We start from the raw sequence: 20,813 nt of genomic DNA on the forward strand, positions 1-20,813 counted from the left end.
TCTTCCATCGTGGACCACTTCGGTCCCCGATGGAATGGCGCGGTCGCTCTAGATCGGTTTGTGGAGCATAGGGCGACCGTTGTCGAAGCTCTTGCGCCCCTTTTTCCAGCCGGCAATCACACGGGCGATCTCGCGCACGGCCGCACCGGGGTCGTCGCTGTCGAGGAGCACGATCGTCGCTTCGCCGCCGGCCTGCAGACGCGTGCCGCCATCGAATTGGCCCGCTGCCATTCCGCTCACCATGTCGAAAACCAAGGCCATATCTTCGTCACGCGAAAGCTGGGCGACGTTGGCGTAAAGATTAGCCATGCGAATGAGCGAAGCATCGCCATAGGGTGTGAAGGGATTAAGGACATTGTTGGTCGCAATCGACGTGGCGACCCCTCTTCTGGCGAGCAGATGGGCCGGCGCCACACCACGCGGGATCAGCCGGTCGTGTCCGCGGCCCATCAGAAACAGATCGGTTGCCGGCAGCACCGACAGGGCGATCCCGGCCTTTGCCAGATCATCTGCAATGGCAAGGAGCTGTGCCACCGGCATGGCAGACAGATTGGTGACGTGGCCGATCGATACGCGACCTTGCCAACCATAACGGAGCGTCGCGTCGAGCACGTCAGGCAGATCGGTTCGATCGGGATCGAGACTGAAATCGAGATGAAAGTCGACCGGGACATCGTGCTTTGATGCGAGGGCGAAAATCATGTCCACATGCCGGCGGGGGGAAGGGTCCGTATAAGGGCAGCCGCCCACCAGATCCGCACCATCGGCAAGTGCTGCGTCGAGCATGTCGTATGTTTGCGGCTCGTTCGTGAGCCCGTCCTGAGCGAAGGCGCAGATTTCGATATCGACCCCGAAAGCATAGTCCCTTCGGATGCGCTTGATTGCCTCAAAGGAACGGAAGCCTGCGCGCGGATCGATCTCGACGAAGGTTCGCATCCTCGTCGTGCCGTGGGAAATCGCCTTCTCGACAACGCGTGCCGCACGCGAATAAACATCGGACTCTTCAAAGCCCACCTTGGCTTTGGCGACTTCCTGCACGGCCTCGCTCAACGTACCCTCGCAAATTGCGCAGCGGTCGAGAATGCAGGCCTTGTCGAGATGGATATGGGTATCGACAAATCCACCGAAGGCAAAGCTTCCCTCGCCGTCGACGTCTGATACCGCGTCGCACCGAATGCGGGGTTCTATGGCCGCGATCCGGTCGCCCCGAACTGCGATGTCGACGAGATCGCCGCCTTCCGCGACACGGACATTTCGGACGATGAGATCGAGCGGCGGGTCCACGGTGTTCACAGCAGGATTGCACCTCCGTCGCTGCGTGGATCATGTGCGCCGTCGATCGCCCCGTCTTCGCCGATGCGGATCACGCCGGCTTGGCCCCCAAGTGGACTGAGCGCATCGATGGTGGAGATCTCATGTCCCATGGCGGCGAGGGCGGACACCAATTCGGCGCCAATATTCTCCTCGATCTTCAGGCTATCGCGGCTGTCCGAGAATGTGCGGCCGAGCAAAAAGCGCGGGCGCGCGAGTGCTGCGGCGGGATCAAGGCCGTGATCGATCAGCAGGCTGAGCAGCAGCGACAGCGTCTGCGGCTGGCCGTCCGCGCCCTGCGTGCCGTAGACCAGATGCGGATGCCCGTTCTTCAGCGCAAGACCCGGATTAAGGGTATAGAAAGGCCGCTTTCCAGGCTGAATATGATTAGGGCTTGCCGGATCGGTGCTGAAGGCTGCTCCCCTGTTTTGCCAGAGGAGGCCGGTGTCGCCGATCACCACCCCGCTGCCCCAGTCGAAATAGAGGCTTTGCAGTAGCGACGCGCATCGTCCATTGGCATCTACGGCGGCAAGCAGCGCCGTATCGCCGTGTCGATAGTCTTGCGGCCATGGCAAGGCCCATGCCGGATCGATCGAAGCAGCCTTGGCCACGAGGCGATCCGGATCGAGAAGGTGTTTCGCGACATCCGCGGCGTAGCGAGGATCGGCGATGGCGTGCCGATCGAGGAATGCCCGTTTCACTGCCTCGACCAGTGCATGATAATAGGCCGGGCTGTCGGGCTGGAAATCTGCCATCGGCAGGTGGCAGAGCACACCCATGATGCCGAGGGTGGTTATGCCTTGGGTCGGCGGTGGCGGAGCAAGAAGTATCGTGTCGCGATATGCCTGCCGGAGGGGAGCGACAATATCGGTCCGCGTGGCGGCGAGATCGGCGGCGGAGAGCGGAGAACCGACCTCGGCAAGCCCGCTCGCAATTCGCCGGGCTAGCGCGCCCTCATAGAATTCGCGGGCGCCATGACGAGCTATGGCCTCGAGCGTCCGGGCCAAAGCGGGCTGGTGCTGGAGGCCGCCAAATCGGAAGAGCCCGGTGAAGCCCGGCCAGTCGTTCAGCTCATTGCGCCGGAATTCGTGCCAGAAAGCCTGCGACTGACTGACTTGAAAACCATCGTCCGCGAGCGCGATGGCGTCGTCAAGAAGGGTCGGCAATCGTTCGGTGCCTGCCCATTCGGCAGCGGAGTAGGCCAGCGCCTTCTCCCAGCTGTCGACGAGGCATGCTGTCGTGAGCGTAGAGGCCGACCCCCGCAGAGGTATCTCTCCCCGCGGCATGGCTGCCGCGGCCTGTCCGATGCCGAGGAACGTCCGCGCATTGCCTTTCTCGTCTGCCACCAGCCAGACGGCATCGCCGCCGAGACCGCAGAAATGAGGATAGGTAACCGACAAGGCAGCGCCGGCTGCAACAAGCGCTTCGATTGCATTGCCGCCGCGCTTCAGCACTTTCGCGCCAGCTTGGCTGGCCAGCCAATGCGGTGTCGCGATCATTGCGCTGGAAGACGGCGAATTCGTTTGCGGGGTCTCTTTAGCAGAAGGGCTCATGAGTAGATTTCAGCGATGCTTCCGGTGGCGATGCGGTTTGGCGTGGAGCGACGGCGGCGGCTTTCGACCGATACTCGGCCATTGGAGTCACGAAATTGTCCTTCAGGCTAACGGTAATGACATGCGTTTGGCATGGGCACAATCCTGACGGCATGATCTGCATAACCGTGCATGCAATACCGATGCCATAAGGAATCCTGGTTAGCCGTGCTCAGCATTTCGCCCGCTAAGCTTTTGTGTTTTATTTGGAATAAGTCTGCGGCCAACCAATCCCGGAAGAAAGCGGCCTTTGCCGGTTCTCCGAGATTGCCGCAGCCGATGCCTAACAATTCATTTCGTCATGAATAGGTGACGGAAAAAGCGGCAATCAGCTGCAGGTTCTCGAAATCACCCGGCATGATGAGGTCGGCATAAGGCTGTTTTGGAAGATCCTTCTCCTTCTTATCGGGATAGGGGATCGACGGTGGGTGCGGGCGGGACGTCGGCGCCCGCACCCTTCTCTTCGGTCGGTCTCTTGGTCCGGAGGAGGGACAGTACAAAGACGAAAAAGACCGGGACGAAGAAGACGGCAAGGACCGTTGCGGAGATCATGCCGCCAAGGACACCCGTGCCGATCGCGTTCTGGCTGGCGGCACTGGGACCCGTTGCGATCGCCAGCGGCACGACGCCAAGCGTGAAGGCAAGCGACGTCATCACGATCGGGCGGAAGCGGACGCGAGCAGCCTCGGCCGCTGAATCCAGCAGGGACTTGCCCTGCGCGTAATAATCCCTTGCGAACTCGACGATCAGGATGGCGTTCTTCGCCGACAGGCCGATGATCGCAATGAGCCCGACCTTGAAATAGAGGTCGTTCGGCATGTCGCGGAGGATCGCCGCCAATACGCAGCCAATGATGCCGAGTGGTACGACAAGCATGACCGACAGCGGGATCGACCAGCTTTCATAGAGGCCCGCCAGCAGCAGGAAGACGAAGAGGATGCTGAAGGCAAATAGGATCGGCGCCTGGCTGCCGGAGGCGATTTCCTCGCGCGACTGACCGGACCACTCATAGCCGAAACCGTCGGGAAGTTCGGATGCGAGGCGTTCCATCTCGGCAATGGCGGCACCCGAAGACTTGCCTGTTGCTGCCTCGCCGGTGATGCGGATCGTCGGATAACCATTGTAGCCGACAATCTGCGGATCGCCCTTGCGCCAGTCGGCGGTCGCGAACGACGAGAGCGGCACCATTCCGCCGCTGGCGTTGCGGACGTTCAGCTTCATCATGTCTTCAACCTGCATGCGGCTGCGGCCATCCGCCTGCACGATGACCTGCTGCATGCGGCCTGCGTTCGGATAGTCGTTGATATAGGAAGAGCCGAGGTTCGCGGTGATCGCATCGTTAATGTCGGTGAAGCCGACGCCGAAGGTGTTCGCCTTCTCGCGGTCGATCGCCAGCATGATCTGCGCCGCCTCCTGCATACCCTCGACGCGGACGTTCGTCACCACACTGCTCTTGGCCGCTTTTGCCATCAGCTCTTCCGCCGCTTGCTTGAGCGCCTTCTGCCCGCGCCCAGCGCGATCCTGGAGCCGGAAGGAGAAGCCGCTCGTCGTCCCGAAACCCTCGATCGGCGGCGGCGAAAGGGCATAGGAGGTGGCGTCCTTCAATCCGGCGAGCTGTGCGTTGACGCGCGCAGCGATTTCCGGCACCGAACTGCCGGCCGGCCGTACGGCCCAGTCCTTGAGCGTCACGAAGGCGATGGCCGAGTTCGGCCCGTTTCCGGAGAAGCTGAAACCCTGGACGGCAAAGACGTTTTCGACAGCAGGTTCGGCCTTGAAAATCGCCTCGATCTGCTTCAGCGACGCGATCGTACGGTTGGCGCTCGCCTCCGGCGGCCCCTGGACGTCGACGATCAGAATGCCCTGGTCTTCCTCCGGCACGAAGGAACCGGGCAAGTTGACGAAGAGGTGGCCGAGGCCAACGGCAAGTGCGAGATAGACGGCCATCACGCGTCCCGACCGGCGCGCAAGGCCGGCAGCCGTCCTGGTGTAGCCCGCCGTCATTCCGTCGAACTTGCGATTGAACCACCCGCCGAGACCTTTCTTCTGATGATGATTTCCGTCGATCGGTTTCAGGAAGGTGGCGCAGAGCGCCGGCGTCAGCGATAGCGCCAGGAAAGCCGAGAACATGATCGAGACGACCATGGTCAGCGAAAATTGGCGGTAGATGATGCCGGAGGCACCCGGGAAGAATGCCATCGGAATGAAGACGCAGGACAGCACCAGCGTGATGCCGAGGATGGCGCCGGTGATCTGCTTCATCGCCTTCTGCGTCGCGGCTTTCGGCGGTAAACCCTCTTCGGCCATGATACGCTCGACATTCTCGACCACGACGATGGCGTCATCCACCAGGATGCCGATCGCAAGCACCATGGCAAACATGGTCAGCACGTTGATGGAGAATCCTGTCGCATACATGATGGCGCAGGTTCCGAGCAGGGCAACGGGCACGACGAGCGTTGGGATGACCGTGCAGCGAAAGTTCTGCAGGAAGACGAACATCACGATGAAGACAAGCACGATCGCCTCGATCAGCGTGTGCACGACCTTCTCGATCGAGGCATTGACGAAGGGACTGGTGTCGTAGGGTATCGAGTATTCGACGCCTTTCGGGAAGAACTTCGACAGCTCGTCCATCTTCGCCTTGACGGCGCCCGAGACGGCGACGGCGTTGCCGGTCGAGGAAAGCTGGATGGCAAGGCCGGCGCTCGGATTGCCGTTGAGCCGGCTTGCGGTCGAATAGGTTTCCGCACCATCCTCGACGCGGGCAACGTCGCGCAGGCGCACGGTCGAACCGTCGGGATTGGCGCGAAGGATGATGTCGCCGAATTGCTTCGCGCTATTGAGCTGGCCCTCGACGATCACGGTCGCGGTCAGATCCTGGCTGACCGGATTGGGCGTCGCGCCGATCTGGCCGGCTGCGACCTGCGCGTTCTGGGCGGCGATTGCCGCGCCGATGTCGGCCACCGTCAGATGGAGGCCGACCATCTTGTCCGGGTCGATCCAGACGCGCAGTGCTCGCTGCGAGGCGAAGACCTGCGCGCGGCCGACGCCGGGAAGGCGGCGCAGCTCTCCTAGGATATTGCGGTTGATGTAGTCGCCGAGCGCAATCTCATCCATCTTGCCGTCGGTTGAGGTCAGGGCTGCGATCAGCAGGAAGCCGGCACTGGCTTCTTCGACCTGAATGCCTTGCGTGCGGACCGTCTGCGGCAGCCGCGCCTCGATGCGTCGCACCGCATTTTGCACGTCGACCGTCGCCTTGCCGATATCGGTTCCGGAGACGAAGGTGGCGTTGATGCTCACTGAGCCGGAATTATCCGATGTCGACTCGAAATAGGCGATGCCGTGGACGCCGTTCAGCTCCTGCTCGATCAGCCGGGTCACGCCCTGATAGATTTCCTGCGGCGAGGCGCCGGGGTAGGAGGCGGAAATGGAAAGCTGCGGAGGAGCGACGGCGGGATATTGCGCGACCGGCAATAGGGGGATCGCAATGATCCCCGCAATCATGATGAAGAAAGCAAAGACCCATGCGAGGATGGGTCGCCTGATAAAGAACTGTGCCATGATTTGATTACTTTGCGGCCTGGTCTGAGGTGTTCGGCTCGGCGCTTGGCGGCGTCCACGGTTCGGCGACAACCTTGCCACCGTGCGTGACCTTCTGGACCCCGTCGGCAACGATGGTTTCGCCGTCCTTCAGGCCGGAAACAACGATCCACTCGGTGCCCAGCGATGCGCCGAGAGCGATTGTGCGCACCTGCGCCGTTTGATCGGCAGAGAGCACGAAAATCTGAGGATTGCCTTCGGCGTCCCTCGTCACCGCCCTTTGCGGAATGGTGATGCCGCTCTTCTGGACCGCCTGCTCGATGCGTACGCGCGCATACATGCCTGGCAGGAGATCGCCATCGGGATTGGGAAATTCCGCACGCAATGTGACCTGTCCCGTGCTCGGGTCCACATTCGCGTTCGAAAACAAGAGTTTGCCCAGCTTGGAATAGGTCTTTCCACCGTCGAACACGAGCTCGACGGCTGCCTGTCCGGGTGCCAGGCTCTGCAGCTTGCCTTCGCTGACGGCGCGCTTCAGCGCCAGGAGGTCCTGCGCGGATTGCGTGAAATCAGCATAGACCGGATCGATCTGCTGGATGAGCGCGAGATTGGACGCGCCTTCCGCGGTTACAAGCGTTCCCTCGGTCACGAGAGCGCCACCGATGATGCCGGTGATGGGCGCTTTTACCTCGGTGTAGTCCAGATTGATCTCAGCTTCGTCGAGCGAGGCTTGCTGAGCCGCGACATCGGCGTCGGCCTGTGCGAGATTGACGGCGGCTGTATCATAGTCGACGGCGGTCGAGACATTGCGCTCTCGCAGCGAGCGCTGGCGTTCCAGCTGTTGCCTCGCATTGGCCTGGACGGCTTTGGCTTTCTGCAAGGCCGCCCTGGCACTCACCACCCGCACCTGGAACAGCTTCGGATCGATCCGGTAGAGAACGTCGCCCTGATGCACCAGGCTGCCCTGTTCGAAGACGCGCTCCTGGAGAATGCCTGAGACCCGAGCACGCACTTCGGAGATCCTGGTGGCGGCGATGCGCCCTGGAAGCTCGCTGATGACGGGCACCGGATGCGCCTTGATTTCCAGGATACCGACGGCGGGCGGGGGCATTTCGCTGCTCTCCTGGGCGCGCACGTGGCTAGAAATCAGCGCGAGCATCGCCATCGCCGCCAATATCGCCTTCCAGCAAGGCAGTTCGATCGCAGATCGCATAGATGTATTCCCAATTGACCGGGACGCGAGGAGATCGTCGCTCCGCGTCTCGACGGCATGAACCCATTCGAAAGGAGCCGATTCAACGCCGGGCGCGAATGGCACTTTCATCCGAGCCTAAGCAAACATTGGGATTGTTGGTCTTCGGTTGGCGTTTTGTGGAGGTTTCATGGAGGAGGGCAGAGGAATGTTGACGCGCAGACCCTGCCTGACGTTTCTATCCGGTAAAGGAGCCTTGGATGGAAAATGCACTGATATTGATCGTCGAGGACGAGCCGGAAATCTCCGATATTCTTGAACGCTATTTTGAGCGCGAGGGGTTTCGGGTGCTGACGGCCTCGGATGGCGAGATCGGACTTTCCCATCACCAGCGGCTGCGGCCCGATCTCGTCGTCCTCGACCTCAAGCTGCCGAAACTCGACGGTCACACCGTGCTTGCCACCATCCGCCAAAGAGGCGATACGCCCGTCATCATGGTCACCGCACTTGCCGACGATCTCGACAAGCTGCATGGGCTGCGCTCCGGCGCCGACGACTATGTGGTCAAGCCGTTCAACCCGGTCGAAGTGGTTGCCCGGGCGCGGGCGGTTCTGCGACGGGCGACGGGAAGTGCTGCGAACAAGGTGCTGCGGGTCGGCAGGCTCGCAATCGATCCGATCGCCCACATGGCCGTCGTAGAGGACGGCGAAAGCCGCATGCCATTGAACCTGACGCGCACCGAATTCCGCATCCTCGAATATATGGCTGGGTTCCCGAACAGGGCCTTCGAGCGCGGCGAGATCGTCGATGCCTGCCTTCCCGAAGGCGATGCGCTTGACCGCACCGTCGACAGCCACATGAGCAAACTTCGCAAGAAGTTTGAGCAGGCGGGCGCGCATGGAATGATGTCCGGTGTTCGTGGCGTTGGTTACAGATCGTCGGCGGAATCCTGAACCCGGAACGACGGGGTCCTCGACCCAGGCCAGATGAATTGCTGCCTCTCGCTTACCAAAGGATGTTCCGTAATAGAACCTTATCCCACGAAAGGCATAGGACTCAGTTGTCACCAAAGAACCGGCGCATCAAGTGATGCGCCAGGCTTCCATCTCCAAATACTGGTCGATCTTACCGAGTAATGTTCAGTAATCCCACCACGCCGGTACCCAGCGAAAGAGGTCGCCGGCTACCGCGACGCGACCTACGGACGGGAAGGGCATGTGCGTCGAGATCAGCCAGGAACCCGTATCAGCAAGCTCCTGCATGAGGCGGAGACGAACGCGCGTCGCTTCTTCCGGATCGTGTTCGAAGCCGTTGTGCCATTCCGGGTGATCGAAGGACACCGGGAAGATCGCATCGCCGGCGAACATCAGGCGATCCTTGCCAGACCTCACCCTGACGACGCTGTGCCCCGGCGTGTGACCGCCTGTACGGGTTACGGAAACGCCGGGAGCCACTTCGGCCTCATCCTTGAAAGTTCGAATGTGGGGGCCGTAGACATTCATGAAATCGAGCGACGCCTTGCGAGCCAGCGCAGCGAGTGTTGGCGGCATGGCAGTGCGGGAGAAGTCAGGCGACTTCCAGAATTCGGTTTCGGCGGAGCAGACGTGCACGCGGAGATCGGGACGCATCTTCTCCTTCACACCCTCGGCAAGAAGACCACCGACATGGTCGAAATGCATGTGGGTCAACACGACATCCGTAACGGATCCGAGGTCGACACCGGCGGCTTCCAGCCGATGCACGAATTGCCCGGCGCGCGGAAAGTCCGGATATTCCTCGCCGAGGCCGCTATCGATCAACATCGTCTGCTTTCCTGTGCGGACCACGACGGCATTGAGCGCCCAGTCGAAGGCCTCTTTTGAAAGAAATTGACTATCCAGCCAAGCCCCGCGGGTCGCCGGGTCAGCATTGGTTGCCATCGATTCAGCCGGCGGCGTCAGCATGCCGTCGCTGATCACCATGACGTCGATATCACCGACCTGCACTGCGTAGCGCGACGGGACCAATTCGTCAGGTCCGGGTTTGGCTTGCTGATCCACTGGTCGAGATGTTGCCTCTGCGTTCGACATGATAAACTCCAGTTGTAAGTTTAAGGTGTGGCATTCACGGGCCACGTAGCGAACTCTAGGTTCGCGGGTGTTGCTGGTCGAGTTATGCGCAAGTAGGGGTGGTGCAACCCAAAGGATTGCTCCCTATGGCGTTCGGGACATGAGGGCGGACGGATTGCACGATATGTCGGTACCGTGGGGTGGGCAGCCGCGCGCTCAGACGTCGGCGTCCTTTCAAGCCAAGGTCATGCCGCCATCGGCATGAAGCTCGATCCCATTGATAAAGCTGCTCATGTCGGAGGCGAGGAAGAGCGCGGCGCGCGCCAGTTCGTCCGGCTGTCCCATGCGGCCCGCCGGGATGAGCGATGCCATTTGCCCCTCGAAGGCCGGGCGCTCAGCATCCGATACGCCGAGCTTACCGAGGATTTCGGTTTCGACCGGCCCGGGACTGAGGATGTTGACGCGGATGCGGCGGGACTTAAGCTCGATTGCCCAGTTTCTCGCAAAGGCGGTGACGGCGGCTTTCGATCCCGCATAGACGGCGTGGTCCGGCAGCACCTTTGTCGCAGCGAGCGAACTTGTAACAATGATGCTGCCGCCATCGCGGATCAGCGGTGCGATCGCCTGTACACCGAAAAATACACCGCGCGTGTTGATGGCGAAATGGCGATCATAGTCTTCCGGTGTAACATTGCGGGATGCGGCGAGATTGATGACGCCGGCATTGGCCATATAGATGTCGACGCCACCAAAATGATTCTCCACCATGTCCACCACCTTATGGTGATGTTCGAGATCGGCGACGTCGCCCACGATGCCGATGACATTATGACCGATATCGCGCACTGCTTCGTCGACGATATCCTGCCGCCGGCCGGTGATTATGACCCTCGCGCCTTCTTCGGCGAAAAGCTTGGCGGTCGCCTTGCCGATACCGCTATTGCCACCAGTAATAACGGCGACCTTGTCTTTAAGATGCTGCATTGATTATCTCCCTTCAGCTGGGATTGAGATAAACGTGGGCATCCTTGGCTGTTAGATCATGAATGGGCACATGATTTGTGCCGCGGAGTCGCAAATGCCAAATCTACTGAATGAGACGTCTGGATTGATGGCTTTCGTGCGGACGGTACAGGCCGGCTCTTTCAGCGCTACGGCGCGCGCTCTCGATACGACGCCATCAGCGGTGTCAAAGAGCGTGGCGAGACTTGAAAAGAAGGTCGGCGTCCGGCTCTTCCTGCGCTCTACCCGCGCCCTGACGTTGACGCAGGAAGGCCAGATTTTCTTCGAGCGCGTCGCACCGCTTCTGCAGGATCTGGATTCCAGTGATGAGGTGATCAGGTCCGATGCTGCGCTCTCCGGCCGTCTGCGTATCAGCATGCCGACCGAATTGGCGCCTCTGCTGCTACCGCGGCTGTTTACAGGCTTCGCTGCGGACAATCCGGACCTGCATCTCGATATTGGCCTAACGGATCGATTCGTTGACCTCATCCGTGAGGACTATGACGTCGTGCTGCGCGCCGGCAATCCGGCGCAGAGCGATCTCATGGTCCGCCATCTGGCCGATCTGCCGCTGGCAATCGTCGCATCTCCGGCTTTTCTGGAGGCTTCGAGCAATCCTCCGGTACCTGTCGAACAGCTGGCGACCCTACCCTTTGCTCGCTACGTGCTCGGCGGCATGGTCCAGCCTGTGCGCCTGACTGATGGCAGCAGCTTTATTCCCGCCGGTCGTATTGATTGCGATTCAGGTGCCGCGCTCATCCAGGCGGCGCTTGCGGGGCTGGGTGCCGCCTATCTGCTACGGTGCCTGGTGGCAAAGGAGCTGCACACTGGTGCGCTTGTAACACTCGCGTCGGAGAAGGCGCTTCCGAGCCTGCCGTTCAATGCGCTGCACGCCTTCGGCCGCACGGTGCCATTGCGTGTCAAACTGTTCTGCGACTTCATCGCACGCGAGGCAAAGGCCATTGAGGCGATGTGAGCACAAGGCACTCCTGGGCCGGATCGACCCCTGTTAGAACGTCGCGCCATCGGCCTCACGCATAGCGGCGGGCAGCGTCTCCCAGGCCCTGATCAACTCGCCGATGGAGCCGGCCCCCATTTTGCGCATGGCATTGGCGCGGTGCAATTTGACCGTGACCGCACTTATCCCGAGGTCGAAGGCGATTTGCTTGTTGAGCCGACCGCGAGCTACCTCGCGCAGGATTTCGCGTTCGCGGTGCGTTAGTGTCACCAGGCGCTCGATATTCCGCTTGACGACCAAAGCATTGGCCCGTCGCGCCGCATCGAGCGCGATACCGGCAATGACGGCGTCGAGCAGCGTCTGGTCGCGCACTGGCTTGGTCAGGAAGTCGACCGCACCCGCTTTCATCGCCTGCACGGTCATCGGAATGTCGCCATGCCCGGTTAGAAAGATGATTGGCTTCGCATTACCGCTTTCCAGCAGATGATGCTGCAGGTGAAGGCCGCTCGCCCCCGGCATGCGGACGTCAAGGATCAGGCAGCCGGGGCTGTCCAGTATGTCAGCCTCAAGCACTTCTCGGGTCGAGGCGAAGCTCATTGGCTGCAGGCCCGCCGAAAGGATTAGCTCCGACAAGGCCTCGCGAACAGCTGCATCGTCATCAACTATGATCACGATGGGCTCGCTGAGGTCATTCTTTTGCTGCCGCGATAGCGGTGCCGTTCTTCGGAGCGGCTGGTCAATTTTCATGTCACCCTCCATTTCTCGATTTCTGTAGAGCTTCCCCTATCGCAATGAGTAGGGCAGGCGCGTCGAATGGCTTTCGAAAAAAGCCATCCACGCCTTTGGCGCGGCCCTGATCGGCAATCTCGTGGCGGCCTGTAACCAGGAATACCGGCAGTTCCGGACGCGCCTTGTTGACCATGTCACGAAGTTCAAAGCCGTTTGTGCCTGGCATTCCGATGTCGGTGATCAACAAATCCAGATCCGACAGACCGCAGGCAAGCAGATGTTCAGCCGACCGGAAACAGCAGGCTGAATAGCCGGCGGATTCCAGCAGCTCGTCCAGGGATTCGAGCAGCCTCGCATCGTCATCGACAACCGCAACGATCGGTTTTGTCTTCTCCATGCTCAATTTCCTCCCATGCGGCGCGAATGGATGATCTGTATTCCCAATCGTTCCGCTATGCGCACGAGATCAGCGAGCGATGCCGCCGCCATCTTCTGCATCACATTCCGTCGATGGACTTGCAGCGTCACTTCGCTGATTCCGAGTTGCGATGCCGCCTGCTTGTTGAGCAGGCCGCTAACCACGAGCGGCAGCACGTCGCGTTCGCGTGGCGTCAGTTCGAGATAACGCCGCTTCAACAAGCTTAGTTCGGCCCGTTCCGATCGCTTTCGCCGATCTTCGGAAATTGCCGTATGAACCGCGGCCATGAGGTCCGCATCGCTGAATGGTTTGGTGAGAAAATCCACCGCGCCGTGCTTGATCGCCCGCACCGAGGAAGGGATGTCGCCATGACCGGTGATGAAGACGATCGGCGGATGATCGCCCTCGGCGATCTGCCGCTGCAGTTCGAGGCCGTTGATATCGGGCAATTCAATGTCGAGTATCAGACAAGCAGGTAGATCCGGTTTCTCGGCGTCTACATAGTCACCCGCCGAACCGAACGCGATGGCGCGCATGCCGTGGGTCTCCAGGAGCTCGCCGAGTGCCTCCCTGATGCGTTCGTCATCGTCGACGATGAAAACAACATGGTTGTCCGGTGTCATGGCGCCGCTTTCCCCACGCTTGGTAAGGTGAAAATGAACCGCGCGCCACGCGGTTCATTTTTCTCGGCCCATAGACGCCCGCCATGCGCTTCCACGATCGAACGGCAGATGGCGAGACCCATGCCCATTCCGCTCTCTTTCGTCGTGAAGAAAGGTTCGAAGATCTGATCCGGGAACTCGATGCCGTTTCCCCGGTCGCCTATTTCGATCTGCACTTCGCTACCCAAGCGATGGGCGCGCACGTCGATAGTTTTTTCCCCTGCAACGACGTCCATTGCCTCCATGCCATTGCGGATAAGATTGACCAGGACCTGTTGAATCTGGATGCGATCGACCGCGACAGGCAGAAGCTTGTCTTCCACATCGATGTCGATTCGGATGCGGCGACGCAAAGCCTCGCCAGCCACCAGGCTACATGCCTCGGCGATAACGCCTGCGGTCGACAGGCTGACCCTATTGTCCACGGATTGCTTGAACAGCGCCCGGATGCGACTGACGACTTCCGCCGCTGAATTGGCATCACGAATGACACGTTCAGTTGTAATCTTCGCTCGTTCGACATTGACGGGCTCAGCTGAAAGCCAGCGGTAGCATGCATGCGAATTGGCGACGATCGCCGCCAGAGGCTGGTTCACCTCGTGTGCGATGGAGGCGGAAAGCTCGGCGAGGCTCGCCGCCTGGCTGGCGCGCGCCAGCCGCTCGTGCGCCATGCGCAACTCCTCCTGCATCCGAACCTCACCATCGATATCCAGGCAGATCACATTCCATTGCACTATGGCGCCTTCGCTGTCGCGCATCGGCGCGGCTCGCGTCTCGACCCAGCGATATTCGCCATCGGAACGGCGCAAGCGATGCCTGCGTGCATAGGGTTCGCCGGTCGACAGGCAACGGGCGTACTGTTCCTTGACCCCGGCAAGATCCTCTGGGTGCACCCCGGCATCGAGCGTGCCATTCAGCCGTGACTTCTTCGTGCCGTCCAATTCTTCCAGTTCGTAGCCAAGAAATTCCCGAAGCTGCTGGCTGCGATAGACCGGTTCGCCATTGGGCGCAGCGCAATCGATCATCGCGGGCAGTGTTTCCACCAATTGCCAGAGAAAGCGTTCTCTTTCCCGCAGCGCCTCCTGCGCGAGCATCTCATCTTCGATATCGATCGAGATGATATACCATTGTACGATGGCACCATCGGCATCCAGCAGCGGCTGCGCGCGGGCCTCGATCCACCGATAGGTTCCATCCCTGGTACGCCGACGAAACCGGTTTACGAAAGGTTGGCCGGTCGCGAAGCCATTCATTGCTCTCTGAAACATGATCGGAAAGTCTTCAGGGTGAGCCAAATCTCGCGCCAGCGAATCGAAGTTCTCGATGTCGGGTGTTGGTGCACCGACATTGTCCAGATATCGTCTGCTCGTATAGGTCATCCTGCGCGATGGAGCGAAGCTCAGGATATTGATTGGCAAGGTGTCGATCATCTGCTCCAATTGCCGCTTACTGGTTTTCAGCGCTTCTTCGGCCTGCACCTGATCGTCGATGTCGATGGATACCTGATACCATTGCACGATCGCTCCATCTCGATCACGAAGAGGCTGCGCGCGCGCCTCCATCCATCGGTAGCTGCCATCTTTCCAACGCCGGCGATACCGCATCATGAAGGGGTCGCCGGATCTGAGGGACTTGACTGACGCATGCAGCACCTTGGGAGCATCTTCGGGATGAACCAGTTCTTGCGCCACGCGGGTGCTATCTTCGAAGTTCGCCCCAGATAGGCCGAGATCTTCCAAAGACCGCTTGTTGACATAGGCCAGCTCTCCAGCAGGCGTCCAGCTCCAGATGTGGACCGGCAGAGCGTCCACAAGCTGCGAGAGCTCTCGCTCCCGATCGCGCAAGGCCGCCTGCGCGCGCACTTCATCATCGATGTCGATGGAGATTGCAAACCACTCAACGATCCCGCCGTCATCGTCGAGCAATGGCTCCCATCGACCGTCGAACCAGCGATAGACGCCATCCGCGCGACGCATGCGATATTTCATTGCGTAGGGCTCGCCGGTCGCGATCGAGCGTCGAACCGCGTTCAAGAGCCTGTCGGAATCGTCCGGGTGAACAAAAGTCCGCATCGCGGTCACCAAACGACTGCTATCCCGGTTGTCCAACTGCCCGACGTCATCCAGGCCGAAATAGTCGAGCAGCCGTTTATTGAAGAAGGTTGGCTCACCTGCCGGAGTGAGACGCCTAATTTGGACGGGAACCATGTTTACGATCTGCTCGAGCTCCCGCTCTCGGTCACGCAAAGCGTCCACACTCTGACGCAATGTCTGTAAGGCGAGCTGATGCTGCCGGGATATGGCGGCCACAACCAGAGCTGAAAATGCCGAAATCGCCAGAAAGAGTTGAAGCATGATCTGGTTGTGGCGCTGGCTCTCGGCATTTCCGGCAAACTGGCTGGCACCGGATATCGTGACGATCGCGGTAATTAGCGCGAGAAGGGCGAGAGTGACGACAGCGCCCTTGAATTCGAATCGCACGGCGGCCCAAAGCAGTGGCGGCATGATGATATAGGCGAAGGGCAGGTAGCTGCCGAGCGAAAGGGCCGCGACACCGAGAAGGATCAGTCCCACCGCGCATGCTTCAAGCCACCGCGCAACTGATAGCTCTGCCTTGCTGTTCCAGTTCTGGATCACGACCAACGCGAGCGGTCCGACGATCAGGACCCCAGTGGCATCTCCGATCCACCAGAGCGGCCAGGCGCCTGAAAAGGTTTGTGAAAATATGCCGAACCAAGCAAGCGTCGCGCTTCCGACCGTCGCGCTCACCACGGGAGCAACTCCAGCGCCTAACGCGACGAATACAAGAACTTCCCGCAGGGTTTCCAGTCGAACCGGCCGACCTAAAGCCCGGTTTACGAGCCACGCGCCGACCATGGCTTCGAGCGCGTTGCCGGCATAAATCAGAACGGCGGCGGGCAGCGGGCTGTGGAACCACAGGATATTGCTAAATAGCTCCCCGAGGCAGCCGACCGATACCCACCACGGCCAACTCCGCTTGGGCGCGAGCATAAGGATTGCGATGAAAAGCCCGCTCGGGGGCCATATGGAAATGCCTGTTCCGGGTACGATTGCAAGTGTCTGTGCGAAGCCGCATCCCAGAATGTAGGTCGCAAAAAATTGACCTAGATGCAGGAGTTGGGGGCGGTACGACCAGACGCGCGTCATCGGCGGCTCCTGCAGGAAACATAAAGTTTGGGCTGCGCCAGCATATCGAATGGCCAGTCTCGATAGCCGCATCAGTGATCCAGACTCGTACACTATTCGCGCCATTACGCGGCGGCAACTTATGGAAATCCATCTATTGGCGGCGCCATCGCCGCGCTGGTGGAAAACTGTCAAGCCTCAGTGGTATCCGGGATCCACTCGGATGCTTCCTGTCTCAGCCAAAAGCCGCAGGTGGTTATGGGCCAAGTCTGCTGCGTGTTGGACGAGCTCCGAGAGAACGATGATGGAAAGGGATTGAAGAACTGGCGCGGCAAAGCCGCGCCAGTTCAGGACGGCTCGCGGAGGACGGCGGCTTGCCCCGCGAGCCGTGCCAGCTCAAGCCTTGAGGAAGGCGAGCAGGTCGGCGTTGACCTGGTCTTGATGGGTGGCGGTGAGGCCGTGGGGCGCGCCGGGATAGTAGATCTCCTTGGCACCCTTGATCAGCCGCGCGGATTTGACGGCGGAATCCTGGATCGGAACGATCTGGTCGTCTTCGCCATGCAGGACGAGTGTTGGCACGTCGAACTTCCGCAAGTCTTCCGTAAAGTCGGTTTCGGAGAATGCCTTGACGCATTCATAGGCGTTGAGCAGGCCGGCCTGCATACTCAAGCGCCAGAACTGATCGAGGGTGCCTTGGGAGACACCCGAGCCCGATCGATTTGCACCGTAGAATGGCAGGGCGAAGTCTCGGTAGAACTGTGAACGATCCTTGGCAAGACCGGCGCGGATCGCATCGAAGGCCTCGATCGGCAGACCTTCAGGATTGGTCGCCGATTTGACCATGATCGGCGGCACGGCGCCGATAAGGACGGCCTTGGCGACGCGCTTCGTGCCATGCCGGCCGATATAGCGCGCGACCTCGCCGCCGCCGGTAGAGTGGCCGACCAGCGTTGCGTCCCTCAGGTCCAGCGTCTCGATAACGGCGGCCAGATCGTCGGCGTATCCGTCCATGTCGTTGCCCGACGTCGGCTGACTGGAGCGTCCATGACCGCGGCGATCGTGCGCCACGACGCGGAAGCCGCGTTGGGCGAGGAAGAGCATCTGACCGTCCCAAGCATCGGAATTCAGCGGCCAGCCGTGGGAGAAGGTGACAACCGGGCCGGTTCCCCAGTCCTTGTAATAGATTTCCGTGCCGTCCTTGGTGGTGAGCGTGCTCGTTGTTTGTTTTCCGTGGTTGCTGCTGACGGAGAGAGGCTGCTTCGGAGTCTTTGCGGCGGCAACCGCGGGCAAGCCGGCTGCGATACCGGCAATGAGGCTGCCGAGCAGGGCGTCGCGGCGTGAGAGGCTAACGGCCGATGGGTTTGGAATGTCCCGCATATTTCTATCTTTCCCGATGATTAAAGTGGAGTAGCGGCCAATCATTGGGCGGATGCCGCCTCTTCGATGAGAGCGGTGACCTCGCCGGGATGCGAGACCATGAGTGCGTGCGAGGCTCCGTTGATCACGACAGTCTTCACGGCATGTGCCCGCTCGGCCATGAATTGCATGACCGCTGGCGGAATGCTGCGGTCGGAAGACCCGTAGATCATGTAGGAGGGCAGCAGCTTCCATGACGCGACGCCGGAGGGTTCGGCAAGCGCGGCTTGGGCGACGGGTCGCTGCGTTAAAGCCATCAGCGCGGCCTTGTCGTCCGAAACGTCGGCAGCGAACTGGAGACGAAACTTGGATGGTTGGATATAGAGGTCCTGCTTGCCATCAGGCAGCGTCACGGGCGCGAGTGTGTCGGCAAGTGTGCTGCCTGGGAATTTTGCCGATAGGGTGACGCTGGATTCACCGGTATCCGGCATGAAACCAGCAACGTAAACGAGAGCTTTCACGTTCGGACTGCCGTTCGCGGCTTCGGTGATGACCGGTCCGCCATAGGAATGGCCCACCAGGATTACCGGGCCGCGGACCGAATGGACAACGGATGCGACGGATGCGGCATCCGATGCAACGCCGCGAAGCGGGTTGGCCACTGCGATCGCCACATAGCCATCCTTCGTCAGGCGGGTAATCACGGCATCCCAGCCCGACGATTCAGCAAAGGCGCCATGAACCAGAATGATTGTCGGTTTAAGATCGCGATCCTGGGACTGTGCGCTGGCGACCGTCAGCGTGGCGATCGCGGCGCCAAGCGCCAAGACCTTTATGATTTTGAGCATCTGCTTTCTCCTAACGTAGCGGTTGCCTATGCCGGGAGAATGCGTGGGTTTGCGGCCGCAAACCATTCTACGTGAGATGCACCCATCCAATGCTAAGGGATAGGATGATGTGGCGCAGCCGGCGAGAAATCTGATCGATCGGCGGGGCACCGCTACATCAGAGAGCAGCCAGACGCACCTTCCGGCCAGATGGTTGATCCACGGCGCCGGGGATAGCTGGTGATCCGGGCGACAAGCCCAGCGTTCCGATCGTAATCAATCAACGGAGAACAGGATGACCAAGCGTTTGAACATATTGGCCAGGAAGAATGACGGGATCGATGGCCTCGTCGCCGTCGAGGCCTGGATTGCCAAAAGTTTCGATCCCAAACTGATGGAGCTCGTCAAGGTGCGCGTGTCGCAGATCAACGGCTGCGCCCATTGCCTGCACATGCATCGTCAGGATGCGCTCAAGCTGGGCGAGACGGAAGAGCGTATGCTCTTGCTGGATGCCTGGCATGAATCCCAGCTTTACACGGATCGCGAGCGTGCGGCGCTGGCATGGGCCGAGTCCCTGACCAATGTCGCCGAGAGCCATGCGCCGGATGCCGACTATGAAACTGTACATAGCGTCTTTTCGGAGGACGAACTTCTGGCATTGTCTATCGGCATCGCCATGATCAATGCCTGGAACCGGCTGGCGATCGGCTTCCGGCTGCAGCATCCGGCGGATCACAGGCGTGCTGCCTGATCGCTGACCAGATGCGAGTGGGTCGGGCGGATGCATCCGCCCGGCAATATCCAATCCACAACCTTTGACAGGTGACGCGCCATCCACGAGCAGGACCGAGCGGCAGGACATCGTTCGGCCGGCCAGAATTCATGTCAGCCTCTTTGCTGCCAAGTGTCCCGCCGCGGCCCCCCCGAGAGCATGGGCTGCCCTATCCTCCGGTATGGCTTTTCCTCTCCCTTGGCCGGATCGACCGCCAAACGCCCCGCAACATAAGATCCGGGCCGTGGCTTGTGACCGTTTAGATCACGCAAAACAGGAGCGCATCATGTCGCAGACAGAAACAAAGCCTCACACGATTGCTCAACAGGAGACTAACATGAGCTTGGAGAACAACTCACGCGTCGGGAGAACAGGCGCCGACGAACTGGTCCCGTCGCGCTACGCGGTGCAGATCGGCGATATCGAGGTGCTGGTGATCAGCGACGGCGTGCTGCCGCTGCCGACCAAGATGCTGGGATACAATGCCGACCCGGCCGATCGCGCGGCCTGGCTGAACGACATGTTCCTGCCGCCCGACGCTTTCGACTGGGCGCTGAACGTGGTCGTGGTGCGCAGCGGCAAGCAGACGATCCTCATCGACGCCGGTTTGGGGCTGGATCCGGAATTGAACCTGCCGCGGGCCGGACAATTGATCAAGCGACTGGAAGCTGCCGGCATCGACCTTGGATCCGTGACCGACGTGGTACTGACCCATATGCATATGGACCACGTTGGCGGGCTGCTCGTCGACGGAGTGAAGGAGCGGTTGCGTCGAGACCTGCGGATCCATGTGGCAACGGCAGAGGTCAAATTCTGGGAAGCGCCCGATTTCTCGCATGTGTCCATGCCGCCCGGCTTCCCGGACGCGCTGCGGGCCGCCGCCAAGCAGTTCAGGAAGGAATACGACAGTCACCTCAGATTGTTCGATGATGAGCACGAGGTGGCGCCCGGTGTGGTCGTCTCTCGAACCGGCGGCCACACACCTGGCCATAGCGTGGTCCGCGTGACATCGGGCAAGGACCGGCTGATGTTTGCCGGCGATGCGGTGTTCGCCGTCGGCTTCGATCACCCCGACTGGTTCAACGGCTTCGAACACGATCCAGAAGAAGCTGCCCGCGTCCGCGTTCGTCTTCTGCGGGAGTTGGTGGAGACCGGCGAGCTTCTGGTGGCCACTCATATGCCGTTCCCCTCCGTCGGCCACGTGGCAGCCGACGGCGATCGCTTCCGCTGGGTGCCGGTCTTCTGGGACTACTGACCGCC

Annotated in this window: 16 protein-coding genes; 4 read left to right on the forward strand and 12 right to left on the reverse strand. The window is 60.5% G+C overall.

All coding sequences use genetic code 11. The annotated features are described in order from the left end of the window. Positions 1 to 48: 48 nt before the first annotated feature. The 4 genes from AC13QE_RS00555 to AC13QE_RS00570 form a co-directional block, all read right to left on the reverse strand. Positions 49 to 1,293, reverse strand: a complete 1,245-nt coding sequence (locus tag AC13QE_RS00555) for an amidohydrolase family protein (RefSeq protein ID WP_488482132.1) — start codon at positions 1,291 to 1,293, stop codon at positions 49 to 51. Next, positions 1,290 to 2,864 carry a gamma-glutamyltransferase family protein gene (locus AC13QE_RS00560; protein WP_488482133.1) on the reverse strand — a complete coding sequence of 525 codons (1,575 nt, stop codon included), beginning with the start codon at positions 2,862 to 2,864 and terminating at the stop codon, positions 1,290 to 1,292. Before AC13QE_RS00560 ends, AC13QE_RS00555 begins: the two co-directional genes overlap by 4 nt. A gap of 441 nt (positions 2,865 to 3,305) precedes the next feature. Then, on the reverse strand, positions 3,306 to 6,464 hold the full coding sequence (locus AC13QE_RS00565) for a multidrug efflux RND transporter permease subunit (RefSeq protein WP_488482134.1): 3,159 nt from the start codon (positions 6,462 to 6,464) through the stop codon (positions 3,306 to 3,308). A gap of 7 nt (positions 6,465 to 6,471) precedes the next feature. Further along, complete coding sequence (locus AC13QE_RS00570) at positions 6,472 to 7,608, reverse strand: efflux RND transporter periplasmic adaptor subunit (RefSeq protein WP_488482851.1); 1,137 nt, start codon at positions 7,606 to 7,608, stop codon at positions 6,472 to 6,474. Between the two features lie 287 nt (positions 7,609 to 7,895). Between AC13QE_RS00570 and AC13QE_RS00575 the strand changes: the two genes are divergently transcribed. After that, on the forward strand, positions 7,896 to 8,588 hold the full coding sequence (locus AC13QE_RS00575) for a response regulator (protein WP_488482135.1): 693 nt from the start codon (positions 7,896 to 7,898) through the stop codon (positions 8,586 to 8,588). Between the two features lie 186 nt (positions 8,589 to 8,774). Here the strand turns inward: AC13QE_RS00575 and AC13QE_RS00580 are convergent, their stop codons facing one another. Next, the gene (locus AC13QE_RS00580) at positions 8,775 to 9,704 is read right to left on the reverse strand and encodes an MBL fold metallo-hydrolase (RefSeq protein ID WP_132721664.1); all 930 of its coding nucleotides are present in this window, start codon (positions 9,702 to 9,704) and stop codon (positions 8,775 to 8,777) included. A 213-nt stretch (positions 9,705 to 9,917) separates the two neighbouring features. After that, positions 9,918 to 10,667, reverse strand: coding sequence for an SDR family NAD(P)-dependent oxidoreductase (locus tag AC13QE_RS00585; RefSeq protein WP_488482136.1), 750 nt, complete (start codon positions 10,665 to 10,667; stop codon positions 9,918 to 9,920). Positions 10,668 to 10,725: 58 nt separating this feature from the next. Here AC13QE_RS00585 and AC13QE_RS00590 point away from each other — a divergent pair, with 58 nt between their 5' ends. Next, positions 10,726 to 11,661: a LysR family transcriptional regulator gene (locus tag AC13QE_RS00590; RefSeq protein WP_488482137.1), complete on the forward strand. Its 936-nt coding sequence runs from the start codon at positions 10,726 to 10,728 to the stop codon at positions 11,659 to 11,661. 33 nt (positions 11,662 to 11,694) lie between these two features. On the opposite strand, the gene AC13QE_RS00595 is transcribed toward AC13QE_RS00590, so the two are convergent. The 6 genes from AC13QE_RS00595 to AC13QE_RS00620 form a co-directional block, all read right to left on the reverse strand. Continuing rightward, positions 11,695 to 12,390 carry a response regulator transcription factor gene (locus AC13QE_RS00595; protein ID WP_488482138.1) on the reverse strand — a complete coding sequence of 232 codons (696 nt, stop codon included), beginning with the start codon at positions 12,388 to 12,390 and terminating at the stop codon, positions 11,695 to 11,697. A gap of 1 nt (position 12,391) precedes the next feature. After that, on the reverse strand, positions 12,392 to 12,769 hold the full coding sequence (locus AC13QE_RS00600; RefSeq protein WP_488482139.1) for a response regulator: 378 nt from the start codon (positions 12,767 to 12,769) through the stop codon (positions 12,392 to 12,394). Positions 12,770 to 12,771: 2 nt separating this feature from the next. Continuing rightward, positions 12,772 to 13,413 carry a response regulator transcription factor gene (locus tag AC13QE_RS00605; protein ID WP_488482140.1) on the reverse strand — a complete coding sequence of 214 codons (642 nt, stop codon included), beginning with the start codon at positions 13,411 to 13,413 and terminating at the stop codon, positions 12,772 to 12,774. Next, positions 13,410 to 16,619: a PAS domain-containing protein gene (locus AC13QE_RS00610; RefSeq protein WP_488482141.1), complete on the reverse strand. Its 3,210-nt coding sequence runs from the start codon at positions 16,617 to 16,619 to the stop codon at positions 13,410 to 13,412. Before AC13QE_RS00610 ends, AC13QE_RS00605 begins: the two co-directional genes overlap by 4 nt. A 375-nt stretch (positions 16,620 to 16,994) precedes the next feature. Further along, positions 16,995 to 17,975, reverse strand: a complete 981-nt coding sequence (locus tag AC13QE_RS00615) for an alpha/beta fold hydrolase (protein ID WP_488482142.1) — start codon at positions 17,973 to 17,975, stop codon at positions 16,995 to 16,997. 41 nt (positions 17,976 to 18,016) lie between these two features. Then, positions 18,017 to 18,802 (reverse strand): alpha/beta fold hydrolase, encoded by a 786-nt coding sequence (locus AC13QE_RS00620; protein WP_488482143.1) that lies wholly within the window; start codon positions 18,800 to 18,802, stop codon positions 18,017 to 18,019. A 274-nt stretch (positions 18,803 to 19,076) separates the two neighbouring features. Here AC13QE_RS00620 and AC13QE_RS00625 point away from each other — a divergent pair, with 274 nt between their 5' ends. Together AC13QE_RS00625 and AC13QE_RS00630 are read left to right on the forward strand one after the other, a co-directional pair. Then, entirely contained in the window at positions 19,077 to 19,532 is a 456-nt protein-coding gene (locus tag AC13QE_RS00625; RefSeq protein ID WP_488482144.1) for a carboxymuconolactone decarboxylase family protein, read from the forward strand. Positions 19,533 to 19,839: 307 nt separating this feature from the next. Further along, complete coding sequence (locus AC13QE_RS00630; protein WP_132721644.1) at positions 19,840 to 20,808, forward strand: MBL fold metallo-hydrolase; 969 nt, start codon at positions 19,840 to 19,842, stop codon at positions 20,806 to 20,808. Positions 20,809 to 20,813: the final 5 nt, after the last annotated feature.

It is taken from the genome of Martinezella sp. CNPSo 3957, assembly GCF_057784395.1.

Bases quoted from the DNA above. Each gene is read 5' to 3' on its own strand.
- AC13QE_RS00560 (WP_488482133.1), bottom strand. From the start codon at position 2,864: ATGAGCCCTTCTGCTAAAGAGACCCCGCAAACGAATTCGCCGTCTTCC.
- AC13QE_RS00565 (WP_488482134.1), bottom strand. From the start codon at position 6,464: ATGGCACAGTTCTTTATCAGGCGACCCATCCTCGCATGGGTCTTTGCT.
- AC13QE_RS00570 (WP_488482851.1), bottom strand. From the start codon at position 7,608: ATGGCGATGCTCGCGCTGATTTCTAGCCACGTGCGCGCCCAGGAGAGC.
- AC13QE_RS00575 (WP_488482135.1), top strand. From the start codon at position 7,896: ATGGAAAATGCACTGATATTGATCGTCGAGGACGAGCCGGAAATCTCC.
- AC13QE_RS00580 (WP_132721664.1), bottom strand. From the start codon at position 9,704: ATGTCGAACGCAGAGGCAACATCTCGACCAGTGGATCAGCAAGCCAAA.
- AC13QE_RS00585 (WP_488482136.1), bottom strand. From the start codon at position 10,667: ATGCAGCATCTTAAAGACAAGGTCGCCGTTATTACTGGTGGCAATAGC.
- AC13QE_RS00590 (WP_488482137.1), top strand. From the start codon at position 10,726: ATGAATGGGCACATGATTTGTGCCGCGGAGTCGCAAATGCCAAATCTA.
- AC13QE_RS00595 (WP_488482138.1), bottom strand. From the start codon at position 12,390: ATGAAAATTGACCAGCCGCTCCGAAGAACGGCACCGCTATCGCGGCAG.
- AC13QE_RS00600 (WP_488482139.1), bottom strand. From the start codon at position 12,769: ATGGAGAAGACAAAACCGATCGTTGCGGTTGTCGATGACGATGCGAGG.
- AC13QE_RS00605 (WP_488482140.1), bottom strand. From the start codon at position 13,413: ATGACACCGGACAACCATGTTGTTTTCATCGTCGACGATGACGAACGC.
- AC13QE_RS00610 (WP_488482141.1), bottom strand. From the start codon at position 16,619: ATGACGCGCGTCTGGTCGTACCGCCCCCAACTCCTGCATCTAGGTCAA.
- AC13QE_RS00615 (WP_488482142.1), bottom strand. From the start codon at position 17,975: ATGCGGGACATTCCAAACCCATCGGCCGTTAGCCTCTCACGCCGCGAC.
- AC13QE_RS00620 (WP_488482143.1), bottom strand. From the start codon at position 18,802: ATGCTCAAAATCATAAAGGTCTTGGCGCTTGGCGCCGCGATCGCCACG.
- AC13QE_RS00625 (WP_488482144.1), top strand. From the start codon at position 19,077: ATGACCAAGCGTTTGAACATATTGGCCAGGAAGAATGACGGGATCGAT.
- AC13QE_RS00630 (WP_132721644.1), top strand. From the start codon at position 19,840: ATGTCGCAGACAGAAACAAAGCCTCACACGATTGCTCAACAGGAGACT.